Origin of the sequence: Streptomyces sp. NPDC029044 (assembly GCF_040637495.1) — a bacterium.
In the GTDB taxonomy this organism is placed as follows: domain Bacteria; phylum Actinomycetota; class Actinomycetes; order Streptomycetales; family Streptomycetaceae; genus Streptomyces.
Window position 1 is genome coordinate 1 of the sequence record NZ_JBEZWN010000045.1, and the last position, 14,801, is coordinate 14,801.

Consider the following 14,801-nt stretch of genomic DNA (forward strand, 5'->3'; position numbering starts at 1 on the left):
TCGCGGCCGCTGAAGCGAAGCTGCTTGCGGAGTTGAGCGAGGAACAGCGGACCCAGTTCCGAGACCTCCTGACCCGGGTCGCGCTCACCGCTCAGGGCACTGTCAAAGACTGAGCTTGGCGTTTAACCTCGCAGGTCACCCGACCTGCTGATCTGCGGTTCTTCCCGGGACAGCGGAGGCGGCCGTTCCCCACGCTTCGAGATGTCGAGTAACGAAGCACGAGAGAACGGCCGCTGTGTATGAGTCTGTCTGTCGATGCGCCCGCGGGCGAGGCATTGAGCGCGTTGTCCCGCTTTCTGGTCGAGTTCTACGAATGCCTCTACGCTCGCCAGGACGCGCTCTTCGAGCTCACAGACGCCGTGCTGTGCGCGGACGGGCCGGTGAAGACCCTGGTCGAGCTCTGCCTGGCGGTCGAGCACCAGCGGGGGCACGGTGCCTTGTATGCCGCGTTGGACCGGGGCTGGCTGGAGCCGACGCGGTTGCGCCGCACCCTGGTCGGCCTGCCGCTGCCGAGGGCGGCCGACGGGCGGATCGTGCTGGCCGTGGACGTGAGCAACTGGCTCCGCCCCGATGCCCCGACCAGCGACGACCGGCTGTTCTGCCACGTCTACGGGCGCGGCGATCGCAAGACGGATCAGTTCGTGCCGGGCTGGCCGTACTCCTTCGTTGCCGCCCTGGAGACCGGCCGGACCTCCTGGGTCGCGTTGCTGGACGCGGTGCGCCTCGGGCCGGCGGACGACGCGACCGCCGTCACTGCTGCCCAACTGCGAGGCGTCGTCGAGCGGTTGATCAAGGCTGGGCAGTGGCAGGCCAGTGATCCGGAGATCTGGATCGTCATGGACTCCGGCTACGACGTCGCCTACCTCTCCCACGCCCTGGCGGGCCTGCCCGTCGTCCTGGTCGGACGCCTGCGCTCGGACCGCGTCATGCTCCGCGACCCCGGCCCCGCCCGCTCCGGGCCGAAGGGCGGACGGCCACGCCGGCACGGCGACGTCCTGACCTTCGCCAAGCCCGACAGCTGGCACGAACCCGAGGTCAACACGGTCACAGACACCACCCGCTACGGCAAGGCCGAGGCCAGAGCCTGGGACCGGATGCACCCCCGGCTCACCCACCGCGGCCCCTGGCTGGAGCACACGAAAGAAGAACTGCCCATCCTGCACGGCACGTTGATCCGCCTGAAGGTCGAGTACCTGCCGGGCGATCGTGACCCAAAACCGGTCTGGCTGTGGTGCTCGGCCACCGCCGCGACGCCGGTGGACGTGGACCGCTGGTGGCAGTCCTTCCTCCGCAGATTCGATCTCGAGCACACCTTCCGGCTCATGAAACAGACCCTCGGCTGGACCGCCCCGAAGGTCCGCCACGCGGACACCGCCGACCTGTGGACCTGGCTCATCATCGCCGCCCACACCCAGCTCCGCCTCGCCCGACCCCTCGCCGAGGACCTCCGCCGGCCCTGGGAACGCCGCACCGAGCCCCGCCGGCTCACCCCCGCCCGAGTGCGGCGGGGGTTTCGCAACGTCCGCGCGACCACGACCCATCCGGCAGCCGCACCGAAACCATCCCGGCCGGGGCCGGGACGGCCTGCAGGCTCGAAAAACAAACGCCGGGCCAGGCGCCACCACGTCGGCAAGACGGTCAAACGCGCCGAGTCAATCAAGGAACACCAAGCCCGCCCACGTTAAACGCCGCGCTGAGAGATCGTCTCGATTGGTGCTCAACTCCGTCTCCCGCATGGCCGGACTGTCGGTAGACAATCCGCGTGCAGCGGTTGATCAGCTTGAGGAACACTGTGCGGATGAGCTCCGCAGCCTCCCAGACACCACAGGAACGGGCCCTTGGCCATGTCGCGGGACTGGCGTCGGGCCCTCCGATGGACCCGACGCTGCGGGTGACCCTCAACTTCCACCCGGACCGGCTACTGCACGACAAGCCGATCCTGGATGCCATGGCCGAGGACGGTGTCTACCGCTCACAGTTCGTCACGGGGACCAGCAACGGCGGACTGACCGCATATCCCGGCGGCGACCGGTGGCGCTGGGAGAGCCGGATCTTCGACGGAGCCTACGACGAAGCGCCCGCTCATGAGCGGCCCGTCTACGGGGCGTTGAACTTCCGTCGCAAGCCCGTCGGCGGGGCACCGCGGTTCGGCTCTGCCCACTTTCGGCTGACGGCCGAGACGCTGACGCGGACCACGTTCTGCTACCCGGACAGTTTCCTTGAACCCTCGGATTTCGGTGTCGCGGCCCGCATGGGGCTCATCGAGCTTGCCCTCGCCGATCGCCAGGACAACCTTGACGACTACATCGAGGCGCAGGTCCACGGGCCTGTGCGACCGAACTGCCACGCCGAGGCGCTGGTCCTCGACCCCTGCTATCGAGGGACGGCTGTGGAGGTTGCGGCCTTACGCCTGGGCTGCCCCGTGGAGTGGCACCCCGGCTTCCGACTCAATGTCGCAGAACTCCTCCGTCATCCCGGCTACCGCGGTCAGGAGTACGTCGACTTGGGCGCACAGATCGCCGTCGACGGCGTACTCAATCCGCGCATCGTCGGGGAGGCAGCGCGTGCCGACCACCACGACCCCCAGGCGATCAAGAAGGTGTGGCACTACCTCGCGCGTTTCGGGGCGCCTGGGAAGGCCGTTGACGATTCGGTGAGTCCGGTACCGACGGAGGGGGCTGTACTCGATGGGCTTCGTTGAGGGGCTGGTGCCGGAGGGGTTGTGGGAGTTGTTCCGGGCTGTGAGACCGCCGATTCCCACAAGGCCGCAGGGCGGTGGCCGCCGGCGAGTTGACGATCGCGCTGTCCTTGCCGCGATCATCTTTGTCGCTACCTCGGGATGCACATGGCGGCAGTTGCCGCCGGTCTTCGGCGCGTCGTGGCGGACCATCCACAGACGGTTCTCCGAGTGGTCCGCTGCGCGGGTGTGGGCGAAGCTCCACCGTCTGGTGCTGGACGAACTCGGCGCCCGGGGAGATCTGGACGGGTCGCAGTGCGCGATTGACTCCGTGAACATGCGAGCCCTCAAAGGGGGGAGCTGACAGGCCCGAATCCTGTCGATCGCGGCAAGAAGGGCTCGAAGATCCACTTGATCACGGAGCGGACCGGTCTGCCCCTCTCCATCGGCATCTCCGCAGCTAATACCCACGACAGCCAGGGTCTCGAACCCCTCGTCCGCGGCATACCGCCCATCCGATCTCGCCGTGGACCGCGTCGACGCCGCCCCACCAAGCTGCACGGAGACAAGGGCTACGACTACGACCACCTGCGGAAATGGCTCCGATCCCGGAACATTCACACCCCGTATCGCCCGTAAGGGTATCGAGTCCTCCCAGCGCCTGGGCCGTCACCGTTGGACCGTGGAGCGGACGGTGGCGTGGCTATCCGGGTGCCGCCGTCTGCACCGTCGCTACGAACGCAAGGCCGAACACTTCCTCGCCTTCGCCGGCATCGCGGCCACACTCATCTGCTATCGGCGAAGGGGGGATGGTGTGGCCGTGCTCGGCCAAGAGGGGCTGGACTTGGTCAACGACCCTGGTGAGGGTGCTGCCGTTGACTCCGAAGAGCTGGGCGAGGAGGTCTCGGGTGCCGATTTTGCGCAGGTAGAGCACGGTGGCCAGGACTCTGTCGGCGGTGGTCAGCTTGTCCTTGGCCCCTGCCCCGCGAGCACGGATACGCTCACCTCCGCGTTGCTGGAGCCGTCCCTGCTCACGTAACTCATCGAGTTTCGAGGTGAGCTGGTCGACGAGTTCGTCCAGTGCCGGTTCGGGCATCCCGGTCAGCTCCGGGCTACGCAGACACCTAGTACCGGGCTGTGCGGATGAGCCGGCTGACCGCGGGTTCTTGGCCGCATCGGCTGTGGTGTCGCGAGGTTGAGGGTGGAGGGTGTAGTTCCAGTCGCCGTGGAAGCGGTGCCGGTGCATGGGCAGGGCGTCGATATCGCTGTCGGTGACCCTGATGCCGGTGTCGTAGGTGCCCGGGTCGAGTTCGGCGTGAACGGTCAGCCCGGTGCGGGTCGCGGTCGCCGCGATGCTGTTCACGATAACGTCATGGCTGGTCAGAGGGCGGCCACGCCAGTTCATGGAGATGTGGGAGAACAGCCGGTGCTCGATCTTGTTCCACTTCGAGGTGCCCGGCGGCATGTGGCAGACCGTGATGTCCAAACCCGTCTCCGCGGCCAGTGTTGCGAGTTCCGTCTTCCAGGCGCGGGTTCGGTAGCCATTGGACCCGCCTGCGTCCGCGGTGATCAGCAGACGGGTGGCGGCCGGGTAGTCGTGCCGGCCTCGTGCCTGCCACCAACGGCGGATGGAGGCGACAGCGAAGGCGGCGGTGTCGTGATCGGTGCCGACACTGACCCAGCCGGTATTCGCGGCGATGTCGTAGATCCCGTACGGGATGGCCTTGCCCGGTCCCTGCCGGTCCAGGAAATCGTGCGTCTTGACGTGTACCGGCTCACGGGCCGGCCGCCACTGTTGGCCCGCGTTCTTGTAGTCGCCGACGAGTTCCTTCTTCTTGGTGTCCACGCTGATCACCGGCTGGCCGGCGTCCATGTGCTGTCTGGCCTGCTCGTTGATGTAGCGGAACTGGGCGTCCCGGTCAGGGTGCTGCTTGCCCTCAATGGTCTTGGCCCCGGCCTGCAGGCTGAAGCCCTCCTCACGCAGCAGGTCCCCGACCGTGTCCGCGCTCACCCTGTGTCCCTGACGGGTGAGCTCGGCGGCGAGGTTCCTGGTCGATTTCACCGTCCAGCGCAGCGGCGACATCGGATCGCCCCGCTCATCGGGTTCCACCAGGGCCAGCAGTGCGGGCCGCAGACCCGGATCAAGGTCCGCGGCCTTCTTGCGGCCGCCACCGGGTCTTCGTACCCGGCCCAGAGGCTCCTCGCCGGCCTCCAACTCGTCCACGCCCTTGCGGACCGTCGTCTCGCTGACCTGGGCCGCCCTCGCGACCGTCCGGGTACCGCCGTGCGCCAGGATCCGGGCCTCGGCCCCCATCACCAGCCGCCGCTGCCGCTCGTCCAGATGCGGAAACAACACCCCGAACTTCACGGCGAGTTGACCGCGCACCTCATCGGAGACGCTCGTACCACAACAACGAGTCGCATCACGGGAAGCAACACGTTGATTCTCTGCGAGCCCTAAGTCTTTCCCAGCTGCCCCGCGCGCCCCATCCCGACCCCCGCCGTCCCAGACCGTCCGATTCAATCCAGGAATCATGCCATCGCAGGGGTGTCATCCGAAGACATCGGAAACAACAGCGCACCGTCCAGCGGCAGTTGCCGCAGGAGAAGGTCGTCACCACAACGACACGCTCCGCTCCCTCAGGGCGGCGCGCGAAGGAGACCACGATGACTTCGAAGCGGATCAGGACATCCGGCAGGACACTGGAACGCCTCGCGCGCAGCGCGCTGTTGCACTGGTGCGGGGAGCGTCGGCGGCAGCCGGCACAACGTTGTTCACCGCCGGCGCCTGGTGGCTGGGCAACCGCTGACGCGGATCGGCACCCGGGACACCAGGTATGCAGGGGTCCGTGCGACCGCGTGCGGCACGGACCCGGTGTGCACATCGAGCACGACCGCCACAGATGGGGGACGGGGCATGCACGGCCGTGGGCTGGAGTGAATTATCCGGCTGACGATCTGATCGACTATCCATCCCATGCGGCGCGCCGACTTCCTTGAGCCGAGATGGCGAACTGGACTCTCAGGACCCCGCTTCGACGCTGACCGAGCCCTCCCGCGCCGGGGTGCCCTGCACGCCCGGCGCGCGCGGTCGTTCACCCGTCATCGCCCCCGGTGGGCAGCGGTGGCTCCGCCTTCACGCGCTTCCACTCCTCGTCGGTGAGGACCCCCCGGGAGCGGACCAGGAAGCGGACGCCCTCCGGGGCCTACGGCCGCTGCTGACAGAGGTGGCGCCGATGCGAGTGGTCAACGCCGATTCCGGTCGGACCAGTACCTGCATCGCCTGCGCGCGGCGTCGGCCACCGGAGTCGGCAGCGGCGGCACCTCCGCCCGGCCGAAGTCTGGGCCTCTGATCGGGACAGCGGAGGGTGAGGTGTGTGTCTGGAGGGGCAGCACAGGTGGTGTGCCGTCGCTCCAGCGCCCGAACACGCCGCCCGCATTCGGCCGCCGTTGACCGTCACGGACCGTGATCATCGTGATCTTGTGGACTGGGAGTCCTCGTCGGTTCCTGTTGTCGGTCGGGGGAGGATGCCCGTGGTGAGGTCGTCGAGGTTGTCGAGGACGAGTTCGGCGAGGTCGGATCGGGCGTCGCTGGCCACCCACATGTCGAGTCCGACCTGGAATGCGGCGACGGTGGCTGCGGCGACGAGCCTTGGGCGCCGGGAATCGTCGGCTTCGTGGAGGCGGGTTGCGGTGACGCGACGGGTGAGCTTCTCGAAGCCGGAGAACACAGTGGCCCTCCCGGCTTGCAGTGCCGGGGTGTCGGCGACGAGCCGGAGCCGGGCTACTTCCCGCTCCGGCTCGGCGGCGTAGTCCGCCACCGCCTGGTCGATCACCGCACTCATCGACGTGAGCAGCGGTTCGTCGGCCGGGCGGCGGGCGAAGAGTTCCTCGATGAGGCCGAGATGGGACCGCAGCCGGCTGAACACCAGGTCTTCCTTGGAGGTGAAGTAGCGGAAGAACGTCCGCAGTGACACCACGGCGTCGGCGCAGATGTCCTCCAGTGTGGCCTGCTCGAACCCCTCGCTGAGGAACCGCTCGAGTGCCTTGGCCTCGATCGTGGCCCGGGTCAGCGCCTTCTTCCGCTCCCGCAACCCGCCCGCAGGCGGGGCCTGTCCACTCACAGAAGTGCCTCTCTTTGACAAGTGCCAGTGATGGGCATATTTTACCAGGCATGGCCCTCGCATCGGCCACCGGTACTGGCCGTCTTGAGGCCAATGCTGCCTGTCTCTGCTAGGAGGAGTGCGGTGCCGGGCCGTCGTTGCTGCTCATCCCGGCGGCCCGGTGGTCGCCATGCACTGTCCGGTGGGGGGACCTGCTCGCCGACGGTTCCGCACGATCGGCAATGGCCTGAAAGGCCATTGAGGCGTTCAGCATGACGCATGCCACTCCGCGACGCGTGCCCAGCCAGTTCCGCGCGCGATCACCGCAGCCGGTGAACATCTCGCCGGCTTTCCCCCCACCCCAATGCCGAGGAGATCGACATGACCGAATCCCCCACTGTGGACACCGGCACCGGTTACGGCCGCGCGACCCCTTCGTACGACGCACGGCTGGCCGAGGTCGGCCCGGGCACGCCGATGGGCGAGGCGCTGCGACGGTACTGGCACCCGATCGCCACGTCGGCGACGCTCACCCCTGACGTACCGCACCGTACCCGCATCCTGGGCGAAGACCTGATCGTCTTCCGTGACGGCCAGGGCCGACCCGGCGTCGTCTACGAGCGCTGCGCTCACCGTGGCAGCAGCCTGTACTACGGCCGCATCGAAGAGGACGGCATCCGCTGCTGCTATCACGGCTGGAAGTTCGACGTCCAGGGGCACTGCCTGGCGCAGGCGCTCGAACCCGGTCGTGGCCGCCGTCGGGACGCCGCGCGCCAGCCGTGGTACCCGGTCGAGGAGAGGTACGGCCTCGTGTTCGTCTACATGGGACCGCCCGAGCGCAAGCCCGCTCTCCCCCGCTACGACTGCCTGGAACCCCTGGAAGAGGGCGACCAGTACTACGCCGAGTGGCCGGTGCCCGGAATGGGCGTGACCGGCCTGGTGCAGGACTGCAACTGGCTTCAGGTCTATGAGAACTCGATCGACCCGGGCCACACGAACTGGCTGCACTCCCAGCACAGCGGCTACCAGTTCGTCGGAGTCGGCACCACCGGCTTCCCCGAGAACTTCTTCGATCCCGACGCCTTCCCCGACAACGTCAGCTACGCCCGGACCGCGTTCGGGGCCAAGAGCGAGATCCGCTTCCTGGACAAGGCGGAGAACGGTGTCCGGCCGGTGCTGGGCTTCTGCGCGGAACTTCACCTGCCGAATGTCCTTGTGCTGCCGGAGGGCGTGAAGCTGGCCCCCGACGCGCGACCCGACCTGGTGCTCTGGTTCGTTCCGAGCGACGACACCCACCACCGGTTGTTCTTCTCGGTCCGTACCGGCGATCCCGAGCGCATGAGCCGGTTCGCTCTCCTCATCACACAGAACGGCAAACAGCCGTGGGAGCTGACCGAAGAGGAACGCCAGCGCTTCCCCGGCGACGCTGAGGCGCAGGTGTCGCAGGGCCCGATCACGCTGCATTCCGAAGAGACACTGGCGACCTCCGACCGAGGCGTGGTGATGCTCCGCAGGCTGCTGAGGACCATGGTCGACGACGTAGAGGCCGGCCGGGACCCGCTGGCTGTGAGCATGGTCGACGAGCCGCCCCGCCGTGTGGAGGCCGGCCTGTTCACCCGGTCCACGGCGACGGCGGACGAGACCGCGTCCGCTGTTCCCGCTGCCGGAGCCTGAGGAGGACACGGCCGTGACCTGGATGGAGGCGGTGATCGTCTCCCACTCCCTCGCCACCCCGGACATCGCGGTGATCGACCTCGCCCCGGCCGACGCGGCCGAGTTCCCGGCCTACACCGCGGGCGCGCACGTCGATGTCCGGCTCGACTCGGGCCTGGTCCGCCAGTACTCACTGTGCGGGCCGCCCGAGAGCGGGCGGTATCGCCTGGCCGTGCTGAACGAACCCGCCTCACGCGGGGGGTCCCGGGCGATGCACGCGCTCAAGGTCGGCGACCAGCTGCTGATCTCGGCGCCGCGCAACCGCTTCCCCCTCGTCACGGCGCGGCGGCATGTCCTGCTCGCCGGCGGAATCGGCATCACCCCCCTGCTGGCGATGGTGCGGCAGCTTGAGACCGAGGGCGGCGACTGGGTGCTGCACTACTGTGCGCGCAGCCGTGCTCACGCCGCCTTCGTGCCCGAGCTGGCCGGCGAGCCCCGGGTCATCTTTCACTTCGATGACGGGAGCCCAGGCCAGATGCTCGACATCGCCCGTGACCTCGGCGATCCGCAACCGCACACAGCGGTCTACGTCTGTGGCCCGGCCGGGTTCATTGACCACGTCCTGGGCAAGGCCGAGGCGCTGGGCTGGCCCCCGGAGGCCCTGCACAAGGAACGGTTCGGCAACGCGGCCCCGGACGAAGGCGCGGGCGCATCGGGCGGCTTCACCGTCCGCCTGGCTTCCACGGGCGCCGAGTACGAAGTCCCCGACGGGCGCAGCGTGCTCGATGTCCTGCTGGAGAACGGCGTTGATGCCCCGTACTCGTGTCAGCAGGGCATCTGCGGGGAGTGCGTCGTACGGCTGCTGGCCGGCGAGCCCGATCACCGCGACGACGTACTCACCGACGACGAGCACGCCGAAGGCATGTTCACCACATGCGCGTCCCGAGCACACTCACCCGTCCTGGAGCTGGACCTATGACCCACCCTCCCCACTCCCAGCCCGGCCGGCTCGAGCTCACCAACCAGGAGGAACGAACATGAACACGCCCCCTCGCGCAATCGGACACATCGGCATCACCGTTCCGGATCTCGCCGCGGCAGTTGACTGGTACCAGGAGGTCCTCGGCTTTCGACTGATCGGGCCGCCTGCCGAGATCGACGTGAGCAACGGCGGCCCTCTTGCCCGCCACACCGAGGACATCTTCGGCCCCGGCTGCAGCAGGTGGAGGTTTGCCCAGCTCTCCACCGCCAACGGCACGGCCCTCGAGATCTGCGAGTTCATCGACCCCGGCACGGAGACCCCGGACGACAACTTCCGGTACTGGCGGCAGGGCATCTTCCTTTCTGCGTCGTCGACCCCGACGTGTCCGGCCTAGCGGGGCGGATCGAGCAGGCCGGTGGGAAGATCCGCACCAAGACCTTGGAGCTGTTCGAAGGGCAGCCTTATCAGTTCGCCTACTGCGAGGACCCGTTCGGCACGATCATTGAGATCACCTCGCACACCCTCGAACAGATGCTCGCTAACCAAGGCTGAACCACCCCAGATCCTCGCCGGGTTCGAACCGAAGGAAGCAAAGAATCGTGGTTCCGGCATCTGAGGCCGAGGCTGTTGTGGCCTACGGCGACAGGCGTTTTGGGTCAGCGGTCGCGACTGAACTACAACGCATATCGGGAGGGAAGCAATTATGTCCAAACTCGATCTCAGGCTACCGCTCGAAGAAGCCCGGGCGATTGCTCGGCGCGCGATTGAGAAGGCGGAGGACCTCGGGCAGTGCGGGACCTTCACGGTGGTCGATGATGGAGGGATCGTCATTACGGCCTCCCGCATGGACGGGACGGGCGCCGTTAGTTACCCGGTCTCACGAGCCAAAGCCTACTGGTCGGCGACGTCTCGCCAACCCACCTGATGGTGGTATGAAGTTCTGAAAGCTGACCATCTTGGCACCCTCATGGGGATGGGCTTTCAGAATTTTATGCGGGACACGATCTTTACGGGTTGGGGAGGAAGGCCAATCATGAAGGACAACCTTGTGATTGGCGCCATGTCCACCGGTGGTGGCGTCGCTCCCCTGGTGAGGTTTCCCGGTCTCGAACCGTCGAAGCTTGTCGTGGATGGTAAGCCCGCCAATGCCGAGGATCTTTGCAGTTCCTATGCGCTGCGCACGCCTTATGAGCCACAGCACGGCGATGACCTCCCGAAGTGGATCGCCGCCTATGGCGGGCCGCCGGAGGGACGGGGGACGGGGCTCGACGAGTCACCGAAGTCGACCAAGCAACTTGAACTCGATGCGGCGATCCGCCTGTGCGACAAGGCGATCGGGGAGGCCGCGCGCCGGAACGAACTCATTTGTGTCGTCGTCGTCGACCGGCATGGCGATGTGGTCCAGATCGACCGGATGGACCACGCTGCACCGATGTCCCCGGATGCAGCGGAAGCGCTGGCGGTCACGGCCGTAAATTTCCGTGCTCCCAGCAGCGCTGCGGCGAACTACCCCAACCTGGACGCCCTCGCGAGCGTGACCCCGTTCAAATACCTTCCTGTTCCGGGTGGCCTTCCGCTCAGGCAGGGGGTCGAGTGACGGGCGCAATCGGGATCAGCGGCGCCGATCCTGAGGAATGCGCGGCGATCGGACGCGTCGCGATCGGACGCGTCGCGATCGGCGCGTGAGGGCTGGCCGGAATCGTCGGGCGGCGTGAGCATCCCCCCACGCATCGGAGGTCATCGTGACCGACGCACGTCGGCGCCCCGCGTTCACGGGGCGACCGCTGAAGGCGAGAGACCGCCCGAGAGGCCAACTGACCTGCGGCGTCACCACCGCCGCTGCGCCGGCCCGTCTCGCCGAGTACGGCACCGGCGGCGGTCAGCGCCCGCTGCCCGGCCCTGGCGTCCGCTGCGACAACGGCTCCAAGGTGGCCCCGTCCGCGTCGGGCGACGTCTTGGGCGACTGGCACGAGGAAGTCATCTGGCCCCCACCGGCAACCGTGCCGTGCGCACCTACAGCACGCCTCACCAGACCGGGACGTGGATCACCGCACTGTTCCACGACGCGCAGTACCGCACCACGCCAGCCTGGCAGAACAGCGCCTACAACCAGCCCTCGCGCCCCGGCTGCGTCGTCAACGACGACATGACCACCCAGTCCAGCCCCGTCGTCGACACACCCTGAACACGCCGCACTCGAACGGCGGTTGACGCACGAGGCGACCGGCCTCGGCGGCGCCCACTCCTCCCTCGTTGGCCTGCACCACAGCACCGGTTGCTCGGGGCGAGCGTGCCGCCACCAACTGGTGGCCGCACCACATCGTCGAACTGCTCCCGCGCTCCAGGAAGGGACTGGCATGCGCAGAACCCGGCATCTACCGCTCCTCCGGATCCTCCTGACCACACTCGTGCTCGCGCTCGGCGTGGCCCTCGCCCCGTCGGCCACCGCCTCCCCCACCGCGGCCCCCGTGCGCATCATGCCGTTGGGCGACTCGATCACCGGTTCACCGAGGTGCTGGCGGGCCGTGCTGTGGAACCGTCTGCAGAGCACCGGTTACAGGAACATCGATTTCGTCGGCACCCTCAACCAACGGGGCTGCTCCCAGGCGTTGGACGGTGACAACGAGGGCCACGGCGGTGAGCTCGTCACCGACGTGGCGAACCGGAACCTGCTGCCCGGCCGGCTCGCCGCAACCCGTCCCGACATCGTTATCATGCACTTCGGCACCACCGACGTGTGGAACCACGGCGGACAGAACCAGCGCCGGAACGTGGGCGCAAACGGCACCCAGGCCGTCCTGTGGACCGGCAACGGCGGCTCCAACCAGCGGTGGACCCTGCGATAGCGGGGAGGGGCTGAACGCAAGTCCTGAAAGAGCCCGACCGAAGTGCCGGGCAGCGCCGGGCACTTCGGTCGGGCGAGCGGCACGCCAGCATCCGAGCGCCGCCAGGGTTCCGGCACGAAAGAGTCTCCCGCCAACGATCATCCGGAGGTTGAGCTCATGCTCGCAGCGCAGTGCACACCGGCCGTGCGGGGCCCCGCACGGCGAGCCGAGTGGTGAGGTGGCTCGCGTCCGTGCTCGGTCTCGTGCTCCTCACGGCCCTGGCCGGGCGGGCCCGGCACTGGCCGCGGAGCACCAGCAGGACCCGGCGTCGGTAGCCGGCACCCCCTACCAGTGCGGCCCCGACCCGAACCGCGAGAGCGTCACCAAGCCCGGCACCCTCGCAACCGCCTCGATGACGCTGCCCGCCGACGCGGGCTTCAGGAAGGGAGTGATCTACTACCCGACCGACACCGGCCAGGGCACCTTCGGTGCGATCGCGTTCGTGCCCGGATACAACGGTGCGTGGGCCGCACTGGAGTGGACCGGGCCATGGCTGGCCTCGTACGGCTTCATGGTGATGGGATTCGAAGCGACCAACCCCACCGACGGTGACACCCCGCGCGGCACCCAACTGCTCGCCGCGCTGGACTACCTGACCCAGCGCGGTGCGGTGCCCGACAGCCCGCGCACCGGCTCCAGGTAGATCTCCCGCGTGGTCACCTCCGACCGGTGACCCAGCAGATCCTTGACCATCGTCCACACCGCACCCGCAAGCCCCTGGCCACGCCTCGGCCGTATGGCCACAGCCCCGCTCGACGGCTCCTCGGTCTCTCGGCCTTTCGGCTGATCTCCCCACCGACGTCCCGGGTTACGGTGAACCGCATGAAAACCGCTTCCGCCCGGGTCTGGGCACGGGGCTTCGCGGTCGGCGCCCTCCTCCTGGGCTCCGCAGGGGACCTGCTCGTTGCGCGGGGCGCCCGCGTCCCCGCATGGCCGACCGCCGTCGTGCTGCTCGTCGGTCTCGCCGCCGTGCTCTGGCCGACCGCTCGGCACCCCAAGTGGCTCGGGGTGGAACTGCGCACTGCGGTACCCGCGCTGCTCTCAGCGCTCTACACGGCGGCGTCGGTGCACGCCGGGTGGGAAATGTCGTTCGTCCCGGGCGAGATCCTCATCCTGCTCTGCCTGCTGTTCGTCGCAGTCCGGCACTGCCCGGCCCATTGCGTCCTGGTCTGCGGGTTTCTGGATGGAGCGGCCTTGCTCGCCATTCCGGTCCGCCCCTCGGGGACCCTGGCGGACGAGACACCGTTGCTGCTGCTGGTGGGGGTCACTGCCGGTCTGGCGGGCTATCTGCGCTCTATGGACTACCGACGCACCGTGGCTGTCGTGGAGACGCGCCGCGCCGAACGCCTGGCCATCGCCGCCGACCTGCACGACTTCGTCGCCCACCATGTGACCGGCATCCTCGTGCAAACGCAAATGGCCCGCATGATGGCCTCCGGCCGGCCGGACGAACTCGGTCCGGTGCTCGCGGGCATCGAGCGCGCGGCGACCGAGGCCCTGTCTTCCATGCGCCGCACGGTCGGCGTACTGCGCGACACGGGAACGGAGTCGGCCGGCAACAGACCCGTCGGTGACCTGGCGGGCATCGGCGAACTCATCGAGGGCTTCGCGGTTCCCGGCCAGAAGGTCACCCTGCATCGTGATCCCTCCGTGTCCGACGAGCTGCCGCACGAGGTGCAGGCGGCGGCTTTCCGCGTCGTCCAGGAGGCGCTGACCAACGTACGCCGGCACGCGGCCGACGCCACCGAGGTCACCGTCGCCCTGCGGTACGACGGGCGGGGTCTGGAGGTCACGGTGACCGACGACGGTCGCGGGGGCACCCGGCTTCCGGACGCGGCCCGCGGCGGCGGCTTCGGCCTCGTCGGACTGAAGGAGCGAGTGAACTCCCTGGGCGGACAACTGCACTGCGGTCCGCGGCACCCGAACGGCTGGAATGTCTGGGCCGCCTTCCCGTTGCGACCAGGCCCGCTCCTGCACGGCCCAGGGTCACCTCGGTCAACAGCCCGCCTTCACCCGCCTGGGCAGAAGCTCACCCGCGAACTCGGCGCCCACCGCTACATCGACAGCGACGCCCAAGCGCCCGGAGCTGCCCTGAAGGAACTCGGCAGCACCGATCTCATCGTCTGAACTGCCTCCTCCACGGCCCCTGCGGACGAGCTGCTCTCCGGGACAACCCGTGGGCGTTCCTCGACGGAGGGACGCCCCGACAAACTGTGGGTGACCATCCGCGCCCCGGCGGGCGGCGTGGCTCCAGCTGCGTGCCTCGTGGCGGTGCGGACAGCGCTGGTCTCCGTCCACTGCGAAGACCAGCGCCGCTACCACGCCATGGCCGCCAACGATCCTCGCCACCGTCCGCTGCCTCCGGCACCGAGCCGATCGCGGAACGGGCGGAACGGCATCGGCCCCCGGCGGCCAGGAGGCGTTCAGGCAGCGGCTGCGGAGTCCTGATCTCCGTTCTCCAAGGTCGGCGGGCTCGCGGAGCATGACGAGCAGGCCCGCGT

Annotated in this window: 13 protein-coding genes and 2 pseudogenes; 13 read left to right on the top strand and 2 right to left on the bottom strand. The window is 68.4% G+C overall.

Annotated features, from left to right (window positions below; translation table 11 throughout):
* Positions 1–239 precede the first annotated feature (239 nt).
* The 3 genes and pseudogenes from AB0E85_RS28370 to AB0E85_RS28380 form a co-directional block, all read left to right on the top strand.
* Entirely contained in the window at positions 240–1,685 is a 1,446-nt protein-coding gene (locus tag AB0E85_RS28370; RefSeq protein WP_361932790.1) for an NF041680 family putative transposase, read from the top strand.
* A gap of 113 nt (positions 1,686–1,798) precedes the next feature.
* Positions 1,799–2,701: a DUF3626 domain-containing protein gene (locus AB0E85_RS28375; protein ID WP_361932792.1), complete on the top strand. Its 903-nt coding sequence runs from the start codon at positions 1,799–1,801 to the stop codon at positions 2,699–2,701.
* Positions 2,688–3,479 (top strand): annotated as a pseudogene (locus AB0E85_RS28380) (IS5 family transposase); the annotation flags it as partial. The gene AB0E85_RS28375 and the pseudogene AB0E85_RS28380, both read left to right, overlap by 14 nt.
* On the opposite strand, the gene AB0E85_RS28385 reads toward AB0E85_RS28380, so the two are convergent.
* Complete coding sequence (locus AB0E85_RS28385; protein WP_361932794.1) at positions 3,381–5,045, bottom strand: ISAzo13 family transposase; 1,665 nt, start codon at positions 5,043–5,045, stop codon at positions 3,381–3,383. The pseudogene AB0E85_RS28380 and the gene AB0E85_RS28385 sit on opposite strands and share 99 nt — an antisense overlap.
* Before the next feature lie 1,102 nt (positions 5,046–6,147).
* On the bottom strand, positions 6,148–6,801 hold the full coding sequence (locus AB0E85_RS28390) for a TetR family transcriptional regulator (protein ID WP_361932797.1): 654 nt from the start codon (positions 6,799–6,801) through the stop codon (positions 6,148–6,150).
* Between the two features lie 360 nt (positions 6,802–7,161).
* Here AB0E85_RS28390 and AB0E85_RS28395 point away from each other — a divergent pair, with 360 nt between their 5' ends.
* The 10 genes and pseudogenes from AB0E85_RS28395 (at position 7,162) to AB0E85_RS28440 (ending at position 14,427) form a co-directional block, all read left to right on the top strand.
* Complete coding sequence (locus AB0E85_RS28395) at positions 7,162–8,454, top strand: aromatic ring-hydroxylating dioxygenase subunit alpha (protein ID WP_361932800.1); 1,293 nt, start codon at positions 7,162–7,164, stop codon at positions 8,452–8,454.
* Between the two features lie 22 nt (positions 8,455–8,476).
* A complete protein-coding gene (locus AB0E85_RS28400) occupies positions 8,477–9,412 on the top strand; it encodes a PDR/VanB family oxidoreductase (RefSeq protein ID WP_361932925.1) in 936 nt (311 codons plus the stop codon).
* A 58-nt stretch (positions 9,413–9,470) separates the two neighbouring features.
* A complete protein-coding gene (locus AB0E85_RS28405) occupies positions 9,471–9,809 on the top strand; it encodes a VOC family protein (protein WP_361932803.1) in 339 nt (112 codons plus the stop codon).
* A complete protein-coding gene (locus AB0E85_RS28410; protein WP_361932805.1) occupies positions 9,797–9,967 on the top strand; it encodes a hypothetical protein in 171 nt (56 codons plus the stop codon). The genes AB0E85_RS28405 and AB0E85_RS28410 overlap by 13 nt, the downstream gene beginning before the upstream one ends.
* A gap of 151 nt (positions 9,968–10,118) precedes the next feature.
* Positions 10,119–10,340, top strand: coding sequence for a heme-binding protein (locus tag AB0E85_RS28415; RefSeq protein WP_361932808.1), 222 nt, complete (start codon positions 10,119–10,121; stop codon positions 10,338–10,340).
* 108 nt (positions 10,341–10,448) lie between these two features.
* Positions 10,449–11,012 carry a heme-binding protein gene (locus AB0E85_RS28420; protein WP_361932810.1) on the top strand — a complete coding sequence of 188 codons (564 nt, stop codon included), beginning with the start codon at positions 10,449–10,451 and terminating at the stop codon, positions 11,010–11,012.
* A gap of 408 nt (positions 11,013–11,420) precedes the next feature.
* Positions 11,421–11,600, top strand: coding sequence for a hypothetical protein (locus AB0E85_RS28425; protein ID WP_361932812.1), 180 nt, complete (start codon positions 11,421–11,423; stop codon positions 11,598–11,600).
* A gap of 172 nt (positions 11,601–11,772) precedes the next feature.
* A pseudogene (locus tag AB0E85_RS28430) lies at positions 11,773–12,159 on the top strand (cellulose-binding protein); the annotation flags it as partial.
* Between the two features lie 319 nt (positions 12,160–12,478).
* Complete coding sequence (locus AB0E85_RS28435) at positions 12,479–12,943, top strand: hypothetical protein (protein ID WP_361932813.1); 465 nt, start codon at positions 12,479–12,481, stop codon at positions 12,941–12,943.
* A gap of 179 nt (positions 12,944–13,122) precedes the next feature.
* Positions 13,123–14,427 (top strand): histidine kinase, encoded by a 1,305-nt coding sequence (locus AB0E85_RS28440; RefSeq protein ID WP_361932818.1) that lies wholly within the window; start codon positions 13,123–13,125, stop codon positions 14,425–14,427.
* The last annotated feature ends 374 nt before the right edge of the window (positions 14,428–14,801 follow it).

Bases quoted from the DNA above. Each gene is read 5' to 3' on its own strand.
- AB0E85_RS28370 (WP_361932790.1), top strand. From the start codon at position 240: ATGAGTCTGTCTGTCGATGCGCCCGCGGGCGAGGCATTGAGCGCGTTG.
- AB0E85_RS28375 (WP_361932792.1), top strand. From the start codon at position 1,799: ATGAGCTCCGCAGCCTCCCAGACACCACAGGAACGGGCCCTTGGCCAT.
- AB0E85_RS28395 (WP_361932800.1), top strand. From the start codon at position 7,162: ATGACCGAATCCCCCACTGTGGACACCGGCACCGGTTACGGCCGCGCG.
- AB0E85_RS28400 (WP_361932925.1), top strand. From the start codon at position 8,477: ATGGAGGCGGTGATCGTCTCCCACTCCCTCGCCACCCCGGACATCGCG.
- AB0E85_RS28405 (WP_361932803.1), top strand. From the start codon at position 9,471: ATGAACACGCCCCCTCGCGCAATCGGACACATCGGCATCACCGTTCCG.
- AB0E85_RS28415 (WP_361932808.1), top strand. From the start codon at position 10,119: ATGTCCAAACTCGATCTCAGGCTACCGCTCGAAGAAGCCCGGGCGATT.
- AB0E85_RS28420 (WP_361932810.1), top strand. From the start codon at position 10,449: ATGAAGGACAACCTTGTGATTGGCGCCATGTCCACCGGTGGTGGCGTC.
- AB0E85_RS28440 (WP_361932818.1), top strand. From the start codon at position 13,123: ATGAAAACCGCTTCCGCCCGGGTCTGGGCACGGGGCTTCGCGGTCGGC.